This window comes from Allobosea sp. OK403 (genome assembly GCF_900113835.1).
Taxonomy (GTDB): Bacteria; Pseudomonadota; Alphaproteobacteria; order Rhizobiales; family Beijerinckiaceae; genus Allobosea.
Genome location: NZ_FOQV01000006.1, coordinates 224,642 through 239,337, shown reverse-complemented (window position 1 = coordinate 239,337; position 14,696 = coordinate 224,642). Strand labels below are relative to the sequence as shown.

At 67.0% G+C, this 14,696-nt stretch carries 17 protein-coding genes and 1 riboswitch; of the genes, 9 read left to right on the top strand and 8 right to left on the bottom strand.

Annotated features, from left to right (window positions below; genetic code table 11):
• Window positions 1–152 precede the first annotated feature (152 nt).
• Window positions 153–869 (top strand): hypothetical protein, encoded by a 717-nt coding sequence (locus tag BMZ97_RS20620; protein WP_139221276.1) that lies wholly within the window; start codon window positions 153–155, stop codon window positions 867–869.
• Window positions 870–1,032: 163 nt separating this feature from the next.
• On the opposite strand, the gene BMZ97_RS20615 is transcribed toward BMZ97_RS20620, so the two are convergent.
• Window positions 1,033–1,245: a DUF3126 family protein gene (locus BMZ97_RS20615; protein ID WP_092173939.1), complete on the bottom strand. Its 213-nt coding sequence runs from the start codon at window positions 1,243–1,245 to the stop codon at window positions 1,033–1,035.
• A 211-nt stretch (window positions 1,246–1,456) separates the two neighbouring features.
• On the opposite strand from BMZ97_RS20615, the gene BMZ97_RS20610 reads away from it, so the two are divergent.
• Entirely contained in the window at window positions 1,457–2,830 is a 1,374-nt protein-coding gene (locus tag BMZ97_RS20610; protein WP_092173936.1) for a serine hydrolase domain-containing protein, read from the top strand.
• A gap of 39 nt (window positions 2,831–2,869) precedes the next feature.
• Here the strand turns inward: BMZ97_RS20610 and BMZ97_RS20605 are convergent, their stop codons facing one another.
• From BMZ97_RS20605 to thiO, 3 genes are read right to left on the bottom strand one after another with little or no spacing between them, the layout of a single operon-like run.
• A complete protein-coding gene (locus BMZ97_RS20605; RefSeq protein ID WP_092173934.1) occupies window positions 2,870–3,646 on the bottom strand; it encodes a thiazole synthase in 777 nt (258 codons plus the stop codon).
• Between the two features lies 1 nt (window position 3,647).
• The gene (gene thiS, locus BMZ97_RS20600; RefSeq protein ID WP_092173931.1) at window positions 3,648–3,860 is read right to left on the bottom strand and encodes a sulfur carrier protein ThiS; all 213 of its coding nucleotides are present in this window, start codon (window positions 3,858–3,860) and stop codon (window positions 3,648–3,650) included.
• Window positions 3,857–5,041 carry a glycine oxidase ThiO gene (gene thiO / locus BMZ97_RS20595; RefSeq protein WP_092174122.1) on the bottom strand — a complete coding sequence of 395 codons (1,185 nt, stop codon included), beginning with the start codon at window positions 5,039–5,041 and terminating at the stop codon, window positions 3,857–3,859. Before thiO ends, thiS begins: the two co-directional genes overlap by 4 nt.
• A 59-nt stretch (window positions 5,042–5,100) precedes the next feature.
• Window positions 5,101–5,231, bottom strand: a riboswitch (TPP riboswitch).
• A gap of 104 nt (window positions 5,232–5,335) precedes the next feature.
• Here thiO and BMZ97_RS20590 point away from each other — a divergent pair.
• Window positions 5,336–5,587 (top strand): hypothetical protein, encoded by a 252-nt coding sequence (locus BMZ97_RS20590; protein WP_092173928.1) that lies wholly within the window; start codon window positions 5,336–5,338, stop codon window positions 5,585–5,587.
• 70 nt (window positions 5,588–5,657) lie between these two features.
• On the opposite strand, the gene BMZ97_RS20585 is transcribed toward BMZ97_RS20590, so the two are convergent.
• Window positions 5,658–6,395: an SDR family oxidoreductase gene (locus BMZ97_RS20585; protein ID WP_092173925.1), complete on the bottom strand. Its 738-nt coding sequence runs from the start codon at window positions 6,393–6,395 to the stop codon at window positions 5,658–5,660.
• 89 nt (window positions 6,396–6,484) lie between these two features.
• Between BMZ97_RS20585 and BMZ97_RS20580 the strand changes: the two genes are divergently transcribed.
• The gene (locus BMZ97_RS20580; RefSeq protein ID WP_092173922.1) at window positions 6,485–7,417 is read left to right on the top strand and encodes an AraC family transcriptional regulator; all 933 of its coding nucleotides are present in this window, start codon (window positions 6,485–6,487) and stop codon (window positions 7,415–7,417) included.
• Window positions 7,418–7,474: 57 nt separating this feature from the next.
• On the opposite strand, the gene BMZ97_RS20575 is transcribed toward BMZ97_RS20580, so the two are convergent.
• Window positions 7,475–8,797: a serine hydroxymethyltransferase gene (locus BMZ97_RS20575; RefSeq protein ID WP_092173920.1), complete on the bottom strand. Its 1,323-nt coding sequence runs from the start codon at window positions 8,795–8,797 to the stop codon at window positions 7,475–7,477.
• Window positions 8,798–8,921: 124 nt separating this feature from the next.
• Here BMZ97_RS20575 and BMZ97_RS20570 point away from each other — a divergent pair, with 124 nt between their 5' ends.
• Window positions 8,922–9,875 (top strand): LysR family transcriptional regulator, encoded by a 954-nt coding sequence (locus BMZ97_RS20570; protein ID WP_092173917.1) that lies wholly within the window; start codon window positions 8,922–8,924, stop codon window positions 9,873–9,875.
• Here the strand turns inward: BMZ97_RS20570 and cysE are convergent.
• Both cysE and BMZ97_RS20560 read right to left on the bottom strand, forming a co-directional pair.
• Window positions 9,839–10,687, bottom strand: a complete 849-nt coding sequence (gene cysE / locus BMZ97_RS20565; protein WP_092174119.1) for a serine O-acetyltransferase — start codon at window positions 10,685–10,687, stop codon at window positions 9,839–9,841. The two genes, BMZ97_RS20570 and cysE, sit on opposite strands and share 37 nt — an antisense overlap.
• 179 nt (window positions 10,688–10,866) lie before the next feature.
• Window positions 10,867–11,634 carry an alpha/beta fold hydrolase gene (locus tag BMZ97_RS20560; protein ID WP_092173915.1) on the bottom strand — a complete coding sequence of 256 codons (768 nt, stop codon included), beginning with the start codon at window positions 11,632–11,634 and terminating at the stop codon, window positions 10,867–10,869.
• Window positions 11,635–11,731: 97 nt separating this feature from the next.
• On the opposite strand from BMZ97_RS20560, the gene BMZ97_RS20555 reads away from it, so the two are divergent.
• From BMZ97_RS20555 to BMZ97_RS20540, 4 genes are all read left to right on the top strand, one after another.
• Window positions 11,732–12,730 carry an acetyltransferase domain-containing protein gene (locus BMZ97_RS20555; RefSeq protein ID WP_175525646.1) on the top strand — a complete coding sequence of 333 codons (999 nt, stop codon included), beginning with the start codon at window positions 11,732–11,734 and terminating at the stop codon, window positions 12,728–12,730.
• A gap of 134 nt (window positions 12,731–12,864) precedes the next feature.
• Window positions 12,865–13,116, top strand: coding sequence for a zinc-finger domain-containing protein (locus tag BMZ97_RS20550; protein WP_092173910.1), 252 nt, complete (start codon window positions 12,865–12,867; stop codon window positions 13,114–13,116).
• A 2-nt stretch (window positions 13,117–13,118) separates the two neighbouring features.
• Entirely contained in the window at window positions 13,119–13,313 is a 195-nt protein-coding gene (locus tag BMZ97_RS20545) for a hypothetical protein (protein ID WP_139221275.1), read from the top strand.
• Window positions 13,314–13,421: 108 nt separating this feature from the next.
• Window positions 13,422–14,606 carry an FAD-dependent monooxygenase gene (locus tag BMZ97_RS20540; protein ID WP_092173905.1) on the top strand — a complete coding sequence of 395 codons (1,185 nt, stop codon included), beginning with the start codon at window positions 13,422–13,424 and terminating at the stop codon, window positions 14,604–14,606.
• Window positions 14,607–14,696 lie beyond the last annotated feature (90 nt).

Sequence of the window (14,696 nt, the reverse complement as noted above, 5' to 3'; positions counted from 1 at the left end):
CGCCGCCGCCCGCGCGATCATGGTTTACGCTCCCTTAAGCGGCCTCTGCTTCACTGAACCTCATCGATCCATCCGTCTCCCGTCAGGGAGAGCACGATGTCGTCCGGAAACCTGTCCCAGCTTTCCGGCGTCAGGCTCAGAAGGCCCCGCACGTGACCGCGTTCCTGTCCCAAGAGCATTCCGCCCAATTGGCCGCCGATCTCGCGGCCATGGTCCGCTCGCGCCTGAGGCGGCCTCCGCCGCCGCTGCCGCGCGCCGATTCCGCACTGGTGAAGGCCGCCTTCGCAATCATGCTGCTTGGCGCGGCTGCGACCGGCCTTGGCCTCTACGCCACTCATAGGGGACGCGAGACGGGGACGACGCTCCAGCCCGCCCGCATCGGCGACAGCGTGCTGATGGTGCCGCAGGACCTGACCGGCGCCGAGGCCGATGATTCGAGCCGCCTCGTCGGCATGGTGCGCCTCAGGCTGGGCTGGCCCGATCTCGGCCCGGCCCAGAACCGCACCCGACTGCTGGTGACGCTGAGCCCGCCCGACAAGGTCAACGAGCCGGCGACGCAACTTGCCGTCTATGCCCGTTTCCTGACGCCGACAGTCTGGTCCAATCCCGGTGGGCTCGTGGTGCGCGGCTTCCGCAAAGGCTCGCCCTATGAGGGCGACGAACTCTATGTCTCCGTGCCCGACGGGCGCGGCTTCGCGGCGCGCTGCCCGCTCGACACCGCAGCAGGCGCCTCGCTCGACGAGCTCTGCCGGGTGACGTTTCGCCACCGCGGCATCGACGTCAACATCCGCTTCCCGCGCCGGATCATCGCCGATTGGGAGCTGATGATCGGCGGCGTCCGCCGCACCATCGACGGCATGCTGCGCTGAGCACTTTTTAGGCACGCCGCAAGCCGGTCTCGAGGTGCGCTCCGGTGAGTCGGCTGGCGCGGATTTCGAGAACCGGAGCGGAGCGGACTTTTCGTCCGTGAGCACCGGAAGCGCAGAAAACCGCGTCAGACGGCCTCCGGAGTAGCGCTTCGGGGCCGGCGGCTCAGTCCTCGAGATCGACGTCGAGGATTGCCATGGTGAAGTTGAACGAGCGATCGCCGTCCTCGTCATCGACATGGATGATGCCGATGAACTCCTCGGCCAGATAAACTTCGGCTGAATCGTTCTTCTTCATGCGCGCCCGCACGCTGATCGCATGGTTGGCGAAGGTGCGGCGCAGGTAGCCTTCGAGCTTGGCGAGTTCTGTCTTGTCCACGGTATCGGTCCTTATCGGTTGCCGGGACGGATGCCATGGCGGGGCCGGAAGGGCAAGCCGGAAGGCTGTGGAGCCGCAGATCGACGGCTCCCCTGCTCGTCATCGCGAGTGCCGCCCTCCCATTCCCGCATGGCCACCGTCGCCCGGCGCCTGCACGCGCCGGCGCGATCTGCAATAGTGGGCACTCCCTTCGCTCATGATGGATCTCCCCATGACGCCGTGGCTGCCTGCCGCCCTCGCCTATGTCTCCAGCTGGCTCGAATTCCAGCTTCGCCATCACGACCAGCCGGGCTGCTCCATCGCCATAGCCAACGGACAGGAGATCGTTCTGGAAGCCGCCTTCGGCAAGGCGGATATCGCCACCGGCGAGGCGCTGACGCCGCGCCACGGCTTCCGCATCGCCTCGCACTCGAAGAGCTTCACCTCCGCCGGCATCCTGCGCCTGGTCGAAGCCGGCCGCCTTCGCCTCGACGACAAGGCGGGCAGCTTCGTGCCCGGCCTCCATCCCGAGGTCGCGACGGTGACGCTGGCGCAGCTCCTCTCCAACAGCGCCGGCCTGACGCGCGACGGCCCTGACAACGGCCAGTTCTTCGACCGCAAGCCCTATTGTGACAAAGCCGAACTGCTCGCCGACCTGGCATTGCCGCCCATCCTGCCCGCCTCGCAGCGCCTCAAATATTCCAATCACGGCTTCGGCCTGCTCGGCCTGGTGATCGAGGCGGTGACGGGCGAGCCCTATGCCGACTGGATCGCCAGGGAGGTCGTAGCAGCAGTCGGGCTTGCCGAAACCAGGCCCGATATCGGCCTCTGGACCGGCCCGATGGCCCGGGGACACAGCCCGAAATGGCCGCTCGGACATCGCGTCGTCGTACCCGGCGACAACCCTTGCCAGGCGATGATTTCGGCAGCCGGCTTCGTCGCCACGGCCGCCGATGTCGCGCGCTATTTCGCGCAGCTCTCGCCAAAGGCCGAGCGCAGCATCCTCTCCCCCCTCAATCGCCGCGAGATGAGTCGCCGGCTCTGGACCGACGAGGAAAGCAGCCTCGGTCGCCATTACGGGCTCGGCACCATCTCCGGTGGCGAGGGCGACTGGGCCTGGTTCGGCCATTCCGGCGGCTTCCAGGGCTTCATCACCCGCACCATTGTCCTGCCGGAGCAGGATCTGACGATCTCCGTGCTGACCAACGCCATCGACGGCCTCGCCCATCCCTGGCTCGACGGCATCGTCCAGATTCTCAAGCGCTTCCAGGAGCTCGGCGCACCCTCGGCCGCGACCAAGGAATGGGCCGGCCGCTGGTGGACGATCTGGAATCCCGGCGACCTCGTGCCCTTCGCCGACAAGGTACTGGTTGCCAACCCGACGCTGTTCAGCCCGTTCCTCGATGCCGGAGAGATCGCGATCGAAGCGCCCGATCGCGGCCGCATCATCAAAGCCTCCTCCTTCAACAGCCCCGGCGAAACGGCGCGGCTGGTGCGCGACGATACAGGCCGCATCGAGTCGGTCTGGCTCGGCGGCTCGCATGTCGTCTCGGAGGCAGCGCTGAAAGCCGAGATGCTCGCGCGCTACCAGAGCGGCAAAGCCTAGCACTTTTGCCGCCTTGGCTCGGGCTCGTCGCCGGAACGATCACGAACCGACGAGCCCGAGCTGGGGGCTCGACGCCTCGGCGCGGCCGCGGCGCGGAATGCGACCTGCCCCGCGCGCATTCCAGCCGGCCGCGACGGCGTGGCGCATGGCGCGCGCCATCCGAACCGGATCGTTCGCCCTGGCGATCGCGGTGTTGAGCAGCACGGCGCTCGCGCCGCATTCCATCGCGATGGCGGCGTCCGACGCCGTGCCCAGCCCGGCATCGACGATCACGGGAACGGCCGAGCGCGCGCAGATCAGTTCGAGATTGGCAGGGTTGGCGACCCCCATGCCGGAGCCGATCAGCGAGCCCATCGGCATCACGGCGGCTGCGCCGAGATCGGCGAGACGCGCGCAAACCACCGGATCGTCATTGCAATAGGGCAGCACGACGAAGCCCATCTCGACCAGCTGGCGCGTCGCCTCCAGCAACTCCCCGACATCGGGATAGAGCGTCTCGCGGTCGCCGATGACTTCGAGCTTGATCCAGTTGGTTCCAAGCGCCTCGCGAGCGAGCTCCGCGGTCAGGACGGCGTCACGCGCCGTCTCGCAGCCGGCGGTGTTGGGCAGGAAGCGGTAGCTGGACAAGAGCTGCGCCGTATCGGAGCCATGGCCCGCCAGCGAAATCCGGCGCAGCGACAGGGTCACGATCTCCGCGCCGCTGGCGGCGACCGCATCCACCATGATGCGCTGGTTGGGATAGCCGGCCGTCCCGATCAGCAGGCGGGAGCTGAATTGCGTTCCGGCCAGGATGAAGGGCTGTTCCGCAACGGTCATCTCAACCTCCTTGAAAGGCGCGAATGATTTCGACGCGGTCACCGGACGCCAGACGCGTGACCTGCCATTGCGACTGCTTCACCACCATCCCGTTCAGCGCGATGGCGAAGCCCTGCGGGCCCGGCAGATCGAGCTCGGCCGTGCGCTCCCGCCAGAGCGCCAGCAGATCCACCGCCGCGCTATCGTGATCGCGTCCATTGACGATGAGCTTCATGCCACTGCCTCCTGTGCTGAAAAGCGCTCCGGTCCGAAGGATGCGGCCGGCCCTGTGATGCCTCCCTCGGTGATGAGCTGCGAGATCGCCGCCGCGGTGACGGGGGCCAGCAGATAGCCGTTGCGATGGTGGCCCGTGGCGAGGAGCAGGCCTGGAATCCGGGTCTCACCGAGGATCGGGGCGTCGTCGGCGCTGGTGGGGCGGAAGCCCGACCAGATCGCGGCGATCGGCAGATCCTCGATGCCGGGCAGGACGCGCCGCGCGCCTTCAAGCAGCGCGTAGACGCCGCCAGCGGTCACGGCATCGTCGAAGCCGCACTCCTCCATGGTCGCGCCGACGATCAGCGTGCCGTCGCTCTTGGGGGCGAGATGGACCTGGTCGGTCCAGACCATGCGCGAAAGGATCGGCCGGCGCGGCGGGCATGCCAGCGCCAGCGACTGCCCCTTGAGTGGCCGCAATGGCAGGGAGAGCTCCGCTATCTCGGTCCAGGCCCCACCGGCAGCGACGACGATTCCGGCCTTCACCGGCCCTTGCTTTGTCGTGACGCCCACGGCGCGCCCAGCTTGCAGCCAAGGCGTTGCCGCCAAGCCTTCGAGCAGGATGCCGCCACGTTCGATGAAGGCTTGGCGCAGGGCCGCGATCACCCTGACCGGGTCGACCTGATGATCGCCGGGACAATGGATGCCGGCCACGACGGAGGGCCTCAGGCCGGGCTCGAGGCTTCGGGAGGCGGCACCGTCGAGCCACTCCGTCGCGAGTCCGGCCCGCCGCTGCATCTCATGGCGGAAACGCAGCCGCGCCACCTCGTCGCGCGTCGTGGCGACAAGCAGGACGCCATCCCTGCGATAGTCGATATCGAGCCCGCCATCGGCCGATAATTCGGCGGCAAAGCCGGGCCAGAGGCGCTGGCTCTCCAGCGCGAGCGCGACATGCTCCTCGCCGCCGGGCTCGAATTCGGCGGCCGCCGCCAGCATTCCGGTCGCAGCGAGGCTCGCGCCCTGGCCGATCGTGCCGCGCTCGAAAAGTGCGACCCGCAGGCCAGCGCACAGCAGGCGCCAGCCGGTCATCAGGCCGATCACGCCACCGCCGATGATGGCGACATCCGTCGAGGTCGGCGGCGCCGGAGCATCGGGCGGAGTGGCCTGCTGGTGGCGCAAACTGGTGTCGGGTGGGCCTCTCATCGCAAACTCCTCGCCGCGACGGGGGGCGAGGATATCTGCGGCCTTGCGGGCCGCCGGCTTCAAGCCGGGAAATCCATCCCTCCGCCGGTATGAACCGGATCAGGTTCGAAGGATTTCCGCGCGCTTGTCCGGGTTTCCCGGTCTGCCAGCGGTGTCTCAGCCCCTTGCCGGGGATCTCCCTGGAATGACGACGACTGTGAAAGCTCGGTAGCCGATGGTCAAGTGCTTCGGGGCGCCGGCCCTCACCGGGTGAAGTGCAACGCGCGAAAGCGCCCACGCAATACCGTCACATCCTTGCTCACCGCTTCTCTCGGCTGCGCGCCGTTCAGGCCCTTCCTCGACGCCCGCGAGATCGCGATCGAGGCTCCCAATCGCGGCCGCATCGCCAAGGCCTCCTCCTTCAACAGCCCCAGCGAGGCGGCGCGGCCGGTGTGCGACGGTACAGACTGCGTCGAGTCGGTCTGGCTCGGTGGGCCGCATGTTGTCTCGGAGGCAGCGCTGAGGGTGGAGATGCTCGCGCGTTGCGCAAGCGGCGCAAAGCCGTGACAGCGAGCTGCTACCGGAGCAGCACTCCGCTCGTCCTCGGCAAGAAGTCCGCCGTTCACGCGAGACCGAGCTAATCCTGCGCGGTCGGACGGATAACGATATCGCCCACATCGACATTGGCGGGCTGTTCAATGGCAAACGCGATGCCGCGCGCAATCGCTTCTGGCGGAATCGCGATCCTGTCTCGTTTTGCGATCACGGCTGCTTTGCTGCCCGGATCCTTTATGGTTTCAGCAAAATCCGTGTGAACGAAGCCCGGCGAAACGCCTGTTACACGCAGCTTGTCTCCAGCCTCCTGGCGCAGAGCCTCCGAGATGGTGCGCACAGCGTTCTTCGTTCCGGCGTAGACACCTTGCTGCGGCACGATCCTGAGCCCGGCCGTCGAGAGGACGGTGACGAAATGCCCGAAGCCCTGCTTGCGGAAAACAGGCAGCGTTGCGGCAACGCCATACAGAAAACCCTTGAGATTGACGTCGATCATCTCCTCCCACTCATCGACGCATAGATCGTCGAAGAACGAGATCGGCCCCACGCCGGCATTGCTCACGAGAACGTCGAGCTTGCCGTGTCGATCACAAGCAAGAGCGACGAGGCTGGCAAGGTCATCGCGCCGCCTGACGTCCGTGACTGTATAGATCGCCTCCCCGCCCGCTGCCGTGATGCGCGCGGCAAGTGCTTCAAGCCGATCCGCCCGGCGCGCACCGAGGACCAGCTTCGCGCCGCGCCCGGCAAGCAGGAGCGCGGTTGCTTCCCCGATGCCGCTGCTTGCGCCCGTAATGGCAACGACCTTGTCCGTAATGTCCGACATGATTGTCTCCCTTTCCGGGATTCATTGCAGCCGGGCAGCGGATGATCTATGCGCAACACGCCATGAAATCGTCGCCATCCTCCAGTTCTGTGGTGGACCCGTTATCCGAGGCCCTCTCCTTGCTCGATATGCGGAGCGCTCGCTGCACCCGCCTCGAAGCGGGCGGCGCGTGGGCGTTACAGTTTCCCGCGAAACCTGCCCTGAAATTCGTCGCGGTTCTGCGCGGGCAATGCTGGATCACGCTCCAAGACGAACAGCCGTACCAGCTCGAAGCGGGCGACACCTTTCTGCTGACGAACGCACCGCCCTATGTGATCGCCAATGACCCACGGAAGCTGCCAGAAGATGGGATTGCGCTGTTCGACTGGGCGCATTCCGACGTCGCTCATCACGGCGGCGCCGAGACAGTGTTGCTCGGCGGAGCCTTCGTTTTTCACGCCGGCAACGCACAACTCCTGCTCGATGCCCTGCCTCCGCTGATTCACATCCCGGCTCAGGATCCGGCCGCGGCGGTCCTCCGCGGCACGCTCGAGATTCTCGACGGGGAAATCCGGTCCTCGCGGATCGGCTCATCCCTGATAACGCATCGCCTGGCCGATATTTTGCTCGTCCAAGCCCTTCGCGGCTATGTGGCGCTTCACGGCAATGACGGCACCGGGTGGATCGGCGCGCTCGCCGACCGAAGAATTGGAGCGGCCCTCAATTTGATGCATGGCGATGTCGGCCGCCAATGGACCGTCAGCGAGCTCGCTTCGGCCGTCGGCATGTCACGATCCGGCTTTGCGCTCCGCTTCAAGGATTTGGTCGGCACCTCACCGCTCGACTATCTGCTGCGCTGGCGCATGCAGGTCGCCCGCGAAGCGCTGCGCCGAAACGAAGGCTCAGTGGCGAGCCTGGCAGCGCAGCTCGGTTACGCATCAGAAAGCGCATTCGGCAACGCATTCAAGCGCGTCCTTGGACGGGCGCCAAAGCGATACTGGTCCAGCAGCGTCCCGGCAGCGGTCGCGGCTACCGGGACTTGAGGAGAGCGACAATGGGTCGAGAGCCGGCGCCTTGCATGAGCCCGTCGCGCGCCCCCCTCACCGCATGAAGTGCAACGCGCGGAAGCGCCCACGGAACGCCGTGACATCCTTCGCCACCGCTTCCGCCGGCCGCGAGCCGTTCAGCCCCTCGGCGATGTAACCGGCCAATTCGGGCATGTCGGCGGGCGTCATGCCGAAGCGCACGATCTCGGGCGTGCCGAGCCTGAGCCCGTTCACGTCTCCAGTCACCTCTGGCAGGGGCAGGCCGATGCCACAGCTCAGGATGTTGACGGCGCGCAGCGTCTTGGCCGCTGCCTGGCCGCCGCCATAGCTGTGAGCCTCGATGGCGAATTGATGTGAGGTCGTAAGGCCGCGATCACGTGCGAAGACCGGCACCTGCCGCTCGACCAGCGCCTCGCCCAGCGCCTTGGCCGTCTCGGCCATCATCTGTGCGTAAGCACGACCATGCGCCTTCCAGTCGAGCAGCGTGATCGCCAGCGAGGCCGATTTCGCCGCGTCGAAATTCGCGGTCAGGCCCGGATAGGCAATCGCGTCGAGCCGCTTGGCGATATCGGCGTCGTTGGTGACGATCAGGCCCGAGGGCGGTCCGCCCAGGCTCTTATAGGTGCTCATCGTCATCAGATGAGCCCCCTCCTCCAGCGGCTGCTGCCAGCCATGGCCAGCGATCATGCCCGACATATGCGCGGCGTCGAACAGCACGATCGCGCCGATTTCGTCGGCGATCGCGCGGATCTCGCGGATCGGATGGGCGAAGAGGTTGAGGCTGCCGCCGATCGAGATCAGCTTGGGCCTCAACCGCAAGGCATCCTCACGCAGGCGTGCAAGGTCGACGGTGTAGTTCACCGGATCGACCGGGGCGGGATGCGTAACGATGCCGTAAAGCCCGGCCGCACCGGCGCCATGATGCGTGACATGGCCGCCGATCGCGCCCGGCGGCGCGATGATGCAATCGCCGGGCCTGGCCGCGACCATGAAGGCGTAGAGATTGGCGATGGCGCCGGAGGGCACGCGGATCTCGGCATATTTTGCGCCAAAGACCTCGGCGGCGAGTTCGGCGGCGATGATCTCGATCTTTTCGATCGCCTCCAGCCCCATCTCGTATTTGTCACCGGGATATCCGAGCGAGGGCCGGGCGCCGAGCCCCGCCGCAAGCACGGCCTCGGCCTTGGGGTTCATCACATTGGTCGCGGGATTGAGGTTGATGCAGTCGCGCTCATGGATGTTGCGGTTCTCGACCGTCAGCGCCGCGATCCGCGCCTCGACCGCGTCGAGCGACTGGCCGGCCGTCTCAGCGGCGATGCCGAGCACGTAATCCTCGCTCGCCTGCGGAACCCAGTCGCGCCTGCCCAGAGCCGTCATCGATCGTTCCTCCTCGCGGCAATTCCGCATGATGCGAGGGATATGACCGGTTTGCGCCGCGCCGCGCAAACGAGTAATCCTCGCTCGCAGGCAGAGAAAATCTCAGCCTAAGAGATGGCCTCTTATGCCCGTCAAACCACCGCGCCCTCGCCTGCCCTCCCTCAACGCCTTGCGGGCTTTCGAGGCGGCGGCGCGCTGCGAGAGCTTCGTCAAGGCAGCCGAAGAGCTCGGCGTCACGGCCGGCGCGGTGACGCAGCAGATCCGGCAGTTGGAGGCCTGGCTCGGCTTCCCGCTGTTCCGCCGCCTCGCCCAGGGGGTGGAACTCACAGAGGGAGCGCGCAACGCCCTGCCCAAGCTGACGCGCGGCTTCGACACGCTGGGACAAGCTGTGCAGGACTTACGCGCAGGGCAGGACTTGCGCGCCGGGCATGAGGACCGCGCACTGACCATCGCCGCCCTGCCCTGCATCGCCCAGCTCTGGCTCTCGCCGCGCCTGGCCGCACTGCAGGCGGCGTTTCCCGGACTGCATATCTCCGTCTCGGCGATGGAGCAGCCGCCGGATCCACGCCGCGAGCCGCATGATCTGGCACTGTTTTATCTCAGCCCCGAGGCGCGCCCCGTCGATGCGCTGACGCTGGGCCCGGACATGCTCCTGCCGGTCTGCGCGCCTGCACTCGCGCACACGCTCACAAGCGTCGGTGATCTGGCGCGCGCGACCTTGTTGCATGACGCTGTCTGGCGGGAGGATTGGCGGCGCTGGCTCGCCTTCACCGGGGGCATCGGGACGATCGACCCGACCCGCGGCCCCTCCTTCTCGCTCTACAGCCTGGCGCTCGACGCCGCGCTCTCCGGCTCCGGCGTGCTGATGGGCCGGATGAGCCTGATCGCGCCGCATCTGCGCGACGGCAGGCTCATCGCCCCCTTCAAGGACGCGATGCCGACCGGCGACGCGCTGACGCTCGTCCTGAACTCACAAGCAAGCGCGCATGGCAGCCGGCGCGAGATCGCGCTCGATCTGCTCGAAACGCAGGCACAACCGGCTCAGATCGCGCTGCCGCAATCCCCGGCCAGGATCTGATCCATCGAGCGCGACGGCTCGGCGCAGCCGGCCTCGCCGACGACCTTGGCCGGTACGCCGGCGACTGTCTTGTTGCGCGGCACGGCCTGCAGCACGACCGAGCCCGCCGCGACGCGTGCGCATTGGCCGATCTCGATATTGCCGAGGATCTTGGCGCCGGCGCCGATCAGCACGCCCTTGCGGATCTTGGGATGGCGGTCGCCGCCCTGCTTGCCGGTTCCGCCCAGTGTCACGTCCTGCAGCATCGAGACATCGTCCTCGATCACCGTGGTCTCGCCGACGACGAGGCCGGTGGCATGGTCGAGGAAGATGCCCTTGCCGATCTTCGCAGCCGGGTTGATGTCAGTCTGGAACACTTCCGACGAGCGGCTCTGCAGATAAAGCGCGAAATCGCGCCGCCCCTGCCGGTGCAGCCAATGAGCGAGGCGATGCGCCTGCAAGGCGTGGAAGCCCTTGAAGAACAGCACCGGCTCCAGCACCCGGTAGCAGGCCGGGTCGCGGTCCATCACCGCGAGCGCATCGGCCCGTATGCCCAGGCTGATCTCCGGATCGGCGGCGAGCGCCTCTTCGAAAGCCTGAGCGATCAGATCGGCGGGGACCGCCACATGCCCGAGGCGCGTCGCGACACGGTGACTGACCGCCGCCTCGAAGCTCGGCTGGTTCAGCACGGAGGCCATAATCAAACCTGCGAGCGACGGCTCGGCTGCGACGGCCTCTTCGGCCTCGCGCCGCAGCCTGGCCCAGACTGGATCGACACGGTCGAGCCCGGTCGCGGGATCGCGTGCTTCTATGACGGAGCGCCCAGACGGCATGATCATTCTCCGATGGAGACGTACGACGAATTCAAACTCTAGCACATTGCGGTGGTGGACCGCCAAACGCGAAAACGCGGAAGGGTCAGATCGGCCCCGCACCCGCTTGAATCAAGACCGCAGCCTCCCGGCGCAAAACCCTGACGGGACTCTGCTTTCCCGCCCACCGACCCACCAATTCAGACGCGCGCCAAGAAATCCAGCACCGCCTGTTTGTGGCTCTTGTCGCCGACGGCGAGATTGTGGTCGCGGCCCTCGATGTCGAACGCTTCGGCATTCGGGATCAGCGTCGCAAGCTCCGGCCCGGAGCCAGCGACATCATCCTTCGTGCCGACGCTGACCAGGGTCGGCGCCGCGATCTGCCCGACCTGCGCGGCAGTCAATGTCTGGCGCGAGCCCCTGATACAGGCGGCCAGCGCCCTGAGATCGCTCTTGGTCGCCTCGGCGAAAGCGCGGAACATCCGCTGCATCGGGTCGGTCAGGACATCGAGCGAGGGCGCCTCCATGGCATCCGCAATGCCCAGCGGCAGGCCGACGCCCTCGACCAGATGGATGCCGAGCCCGCCCAGCAGCAGCGCCCGCAGGCGATCTGGATGCGCCAGCGCCAGATGCGCCGAGATCCGCGCCCCCATCGAATAGCCCATCACCGCCGCGCGGGCGATGTCGAGATGGTCCATCAGGCGGCGCACATCTTCGGCCATGATCTGCGAGGAATAGGCGGCCGGCTCATAGAGCTTCTCGCTCTGGCCATGGCCGCGATTGTCGAGCGCGACGACGCGGTATCCAGCATGGGTCAGCGTCTTCGTCCATTGGGTGTTGACCCAGTTGACCATGTGGCTGGAGCCGAAGCCGTGCACGAGCATCATCGTCTCGCCACGCGCAACCTCGCTCGTCGGCGCGAGATCGATATAGGCGAGATTGACTCCGTCGGATGAGAAACTCTGCATGATCGCGATCGCTTGGGCCGTTGGCGTTGCCCTCTCCCTGCCATGCAGCCGCTGCTTTGGGTAGCGGGCCTGACGCCGCTTGCCTATGAAGACGGATATGAGCACTGCCGACCCCAGCCCGACACCGACCGTCGCCCGCCCCCGCTTCGCGTTCATCGATCTGGCGCGCGGCATCGCCCTGCTGGCGATGTTCGTCTTCCACTTCACCTATGACCTCGCCTATTTCGAGCTGATCGACGTCGACACCCCGCTCGAGCCGGGCTGGCACTGGTTCGCCCGCTCGATCGCCGCAAGCTTCCTGATGCTGGTGGGCGTCAGCCTCGTGCTCGCGACCCGCAACGGGCTGAACCGCCAAGTCTATCTAAACCGCCACGCCTATCTGAAGCGCCTCGCCATGGTCGCGGGCGCGGCCGCGCTGGTGACGGTCGGCACCTGGTTCGCCATGCCCGACTACTTCATCTTCTTCGGCATCCTGCATCAGGTCACGCTGGCGAGCGTCATCGCCCTGCCCTTCCTGTGGCTGCCGACACTTGCCGTCGCGCTGGCCGCGCTCATCGTCTTTGCCGTGCCGTATCTGGCGGCGCCGTATCTGACTGTCCATCCCGTCCTCGACCAATCGTGGCTGCTCTGGCTCGGACTGGCCCAGGAGGTTCCAGCCAGCGCCGATTTCGTGCCTGTTTTCCCCTGGTTCGGCTGGGTTCTGACCGGGATCGTGCTGGCGCGACTGGCTCTGCCGCGTCTCGCGCCATCGCGCCTCGCCGGCTGGCGGCCGCGCGCTTTGCCCGCGCAGGTCGTCGCCTGGGGCGGCCGCAACAGCCTGCTGGTCTATCTCGTGCACCAGCCGCTCTTCATCGGGGCACTCATGCTGGCGACGCAGTTTGCGATCGCGCGGCCCTCGGACGAAAAGCCCTTCATGCAGTCCTGCGAGCGTAGCTGCATGCAAGGAGCGCGCGACGCCGACGCCTGTCGGGCGCATTGCGGCTGCACGGTCGACGCGATCAAGCGCGAGGATCTCTGGCGAAAAGTACTTGAGAATGCGCTCAGCCCCGAGGAGCGCAGCCGCGTCTCGGCTCTCGCCAAGGCTTGCTTTCGCTGATCCCGCGACACCGCGATATCGCCCTGAGGCAATCGCGCACTGGCGCGGGCCGGCGGCGCGCGCTAGTTTGCGCGCCAGCATCACTGCAAGATCTTCGATTCACTACAAGACATCCCATTCGCAGAGCGACGATCATGGCCGAGACGGGCATTCCGCATTTCCACAATGATTCCGGCGTGGCCGTGATCCATGTCGGCGCGCATGAGTTCATGTGCATCGGCGCCAAGCCGCCCTTCGACCATCCCCATGTCTTCCTCGACATGGGCTCCGACCACGAGATCATCTGCCCCTATTGCTCGACGCTGTTCAAATATGATGCGTCGCTGAAGGGGGGCGCCTGCACCCCGCCCGAATGCGCGCATCACGAAACCTCGCAAGCGGCATGACGATGAGCCTGGTCCGCACGGTCACCGGCGCGGTTCTGTTGTTGGCGACGCTTCTCGCCGGCTGCCAATCGGTGTCCCAGGAGACCGCGCCGCGCCTCGGCGGCAAGGCCGAGCCCTATGCCCGCAGCTGGGCCGAGCCGGGTTCGCCCCGCCCGGACCTGCCGCCCGATCGCGACGGCCGCAACAACAAGGACTAGAGCGTTTTCGAGCGAAGTGGACACCGGTTCGCGTGAAGAAAACGCGACAGAACAAAGAACGAGAGACGTTTCGGTCCGCCTACCCATACAGCTTCAGCCGGATATCCCGTGCCAACTCCCCATATCCTGATCGCCGGCGCCGGGATCGGCGGTCTGACGGCCGCCATCGCGCTCGCCCGGCGCGGTATCGCGGTGACGCTGGCTGAGAAGCGCACAGGCTTCGGCGAGACCGGCGCCGGCCTGCAATTATCGCCCAATGCCGGGCGGGTGCTCGCAGCTCTCGATCTCGGCTTCGCGATGAAGCGCGTCGGCGTCACGGCCGACAGGCTCGTCATCCGGCGCTGGCGGAACGGCGCCGAAATCGCCAGCATGCCGATGACGGTCGCCTCGGCGGACGTGCCCTTTCGCGTGCTGAAGCGCTCCGATCTGCACATGCTGCTGCTCGACGCAGCCCGCCAACTCCCCAATATCCGCCTCGTCGTCGGCCGGGGCCTGCAGGAGATCGCCCAGACCCAGGACGGCATCACTGCGACCCTGGTCAGCGATGCCGGGCAGGTCGAGACCGTGCAGGCGCTCGGCGCGGTCGGCGCGGACGGGCTCTGGTCCCGGCTCAGAGAACTCAGCGGCGACACCGCGCCGCCCACCTTCACCGGCTTCGAGGCCTGGCGTACCGTTGTCCCGGCCGGCAGCGACAAGCCCCCAGCCGAAATCACGCTTCATCTCGGTGCAGGCCGCCATGCCGTGCACTATCCGGTCGCGAACAGGCGCGAGATCAATCTCGTCGTCGTCAGGGAAGCCAAGGAGGCACGCGAAGGCTGGAGCCGCGAAGGTGATGCGCGCCTGCTGGCGAGCCATCTCGCGGGCGCTGCTCCCGATCTGCTTCGCCTCGCCGGTGGGGCGGGCCCATGGCAGGTCTGGTCGCTGTTCGACAGAACCCCGGCCGTGATGGCGCAGGGCCGTATCGCCCTGCTCGGCGACGCCGCTCATCCTGTGCTGCCCTTCTTCGCCCAGGGCGCGGCGCTGGCGATCGAGGACGCGGCCGTGTTGGCGCATGAACTGGTAACGCATCTGGAGCGCGACGGCGCCTCCGGCGTGCCGGCAGCGATGGCAACCTATGCCAAGGCCCGCGCCGAGCGCGTCGCCCGCGTCCAGGCGACCAGCCGCAGCAATGGCCGTGCCTACCATCTCGGCCGGCCCTGGAGTCTTGGCCGCGACCTGGTGATGCGCCGGCTCGGCCCCGACGGCATGCGCCGGCGCTACGACTGGCTCTATGACTGGCGCGCCCCTATCTGAGCCCGCTGCGGCGTTCGGCCGCCCTGCCCCTGCGACAGCCGCCCTCGTCTTCGCCGCATTTCGTCCCTATCTCTCGTCCTCGATCAATCG

Excerpts from the sequence above, each read along its gene's own strand:
- BMZ97_RS20610 (WP_092173936.1), top strand. The coding sequence starts at position 1,457 with ATGACGCCGTGGCTGCCTGCCGCCCTCGCCTATGTCTCCAGCTGGCTC.
- BMZ97_RS20605 (WP_092173934.1), bottom strand. The coding sequence starts at position 3,646 with ATGACCGTTGCGGAACAGCCCTTCATCCTGGCCGGAACGCAATTCAGC.
- thiS (WP_092173931.1), bottom strand. The coding sequence starts at position 3,860 with ATGAAGCTCATCGTCAATGGACGCGATCACGATAGCGCGGCGGTGGAT.
- thiO (WP_092174122.1), bottom strand. The coding sequence starts at position 5,041 with ATGAGAGGCCCACCCGACACCAGTTTGCGCCACCAGCAGGCCACTCCG.
- BMZ97_RS20585 (WP_092173925.1), bottom strand. The coding sequence starts at position 6,395 with ATGTCGGACATTACGGACAAGGTCGTTGCCATTACGGGCGCAAGCAGC.
- BMZ97_RS20575 (WP_092173920.1), bottom strand. The coding sequence starts at position 8,797 with ATGACGGCTCTGGGCAGGCGCGACTGGGTTCCGCAGGCGAGCGAGGAT.
- BMZ97_RS20570 (WP_092173917.1), top strand. The coding sequence starts at position 8,922 with ATGCCCGTCAAACCACCGCGCCCTCGCCTGCCCTCCCTCAACGCCTTG.
- cysE (WP_092174119.1), bottom strand. The coding sequence starts at position 10,687 with ATGCCGTCTGGGCGCTCCGTCATAGAAGCACGCGATCCCGCGACCGGG.
- BMZ97_RS20560 (WP_092173915.1), bottom strand. The coding sequence starts at position 11,634 with ATGCAGAGTTTCTCATCCGACGGAGTCAATCTCGCCTATATCGATCTC.
- BMZ97_RS20555 (WP_175525646.1), top strand. The coding sequence starts at position 11,732 with ATGAGCACTGCCGACCCCAGCCCGACACCGACCGTCGCCCGCCCCCGC.
- BMZ97_RS20550 (WP_092173910.1), top strand. The coding sequence starts at position 12,865 with ATGGCCGAGACGGGCATTCCGCATTTCCACAATGATTCCGGCGTGGCC.
- BMZ97_RS20545 (WP_139221275.1), top strand. The coding sequence starts at position 13,119 with ATGAGCCTGGTCCGCACGGTCACCGGCGCGGTTCTGTTGTTGGCGACG.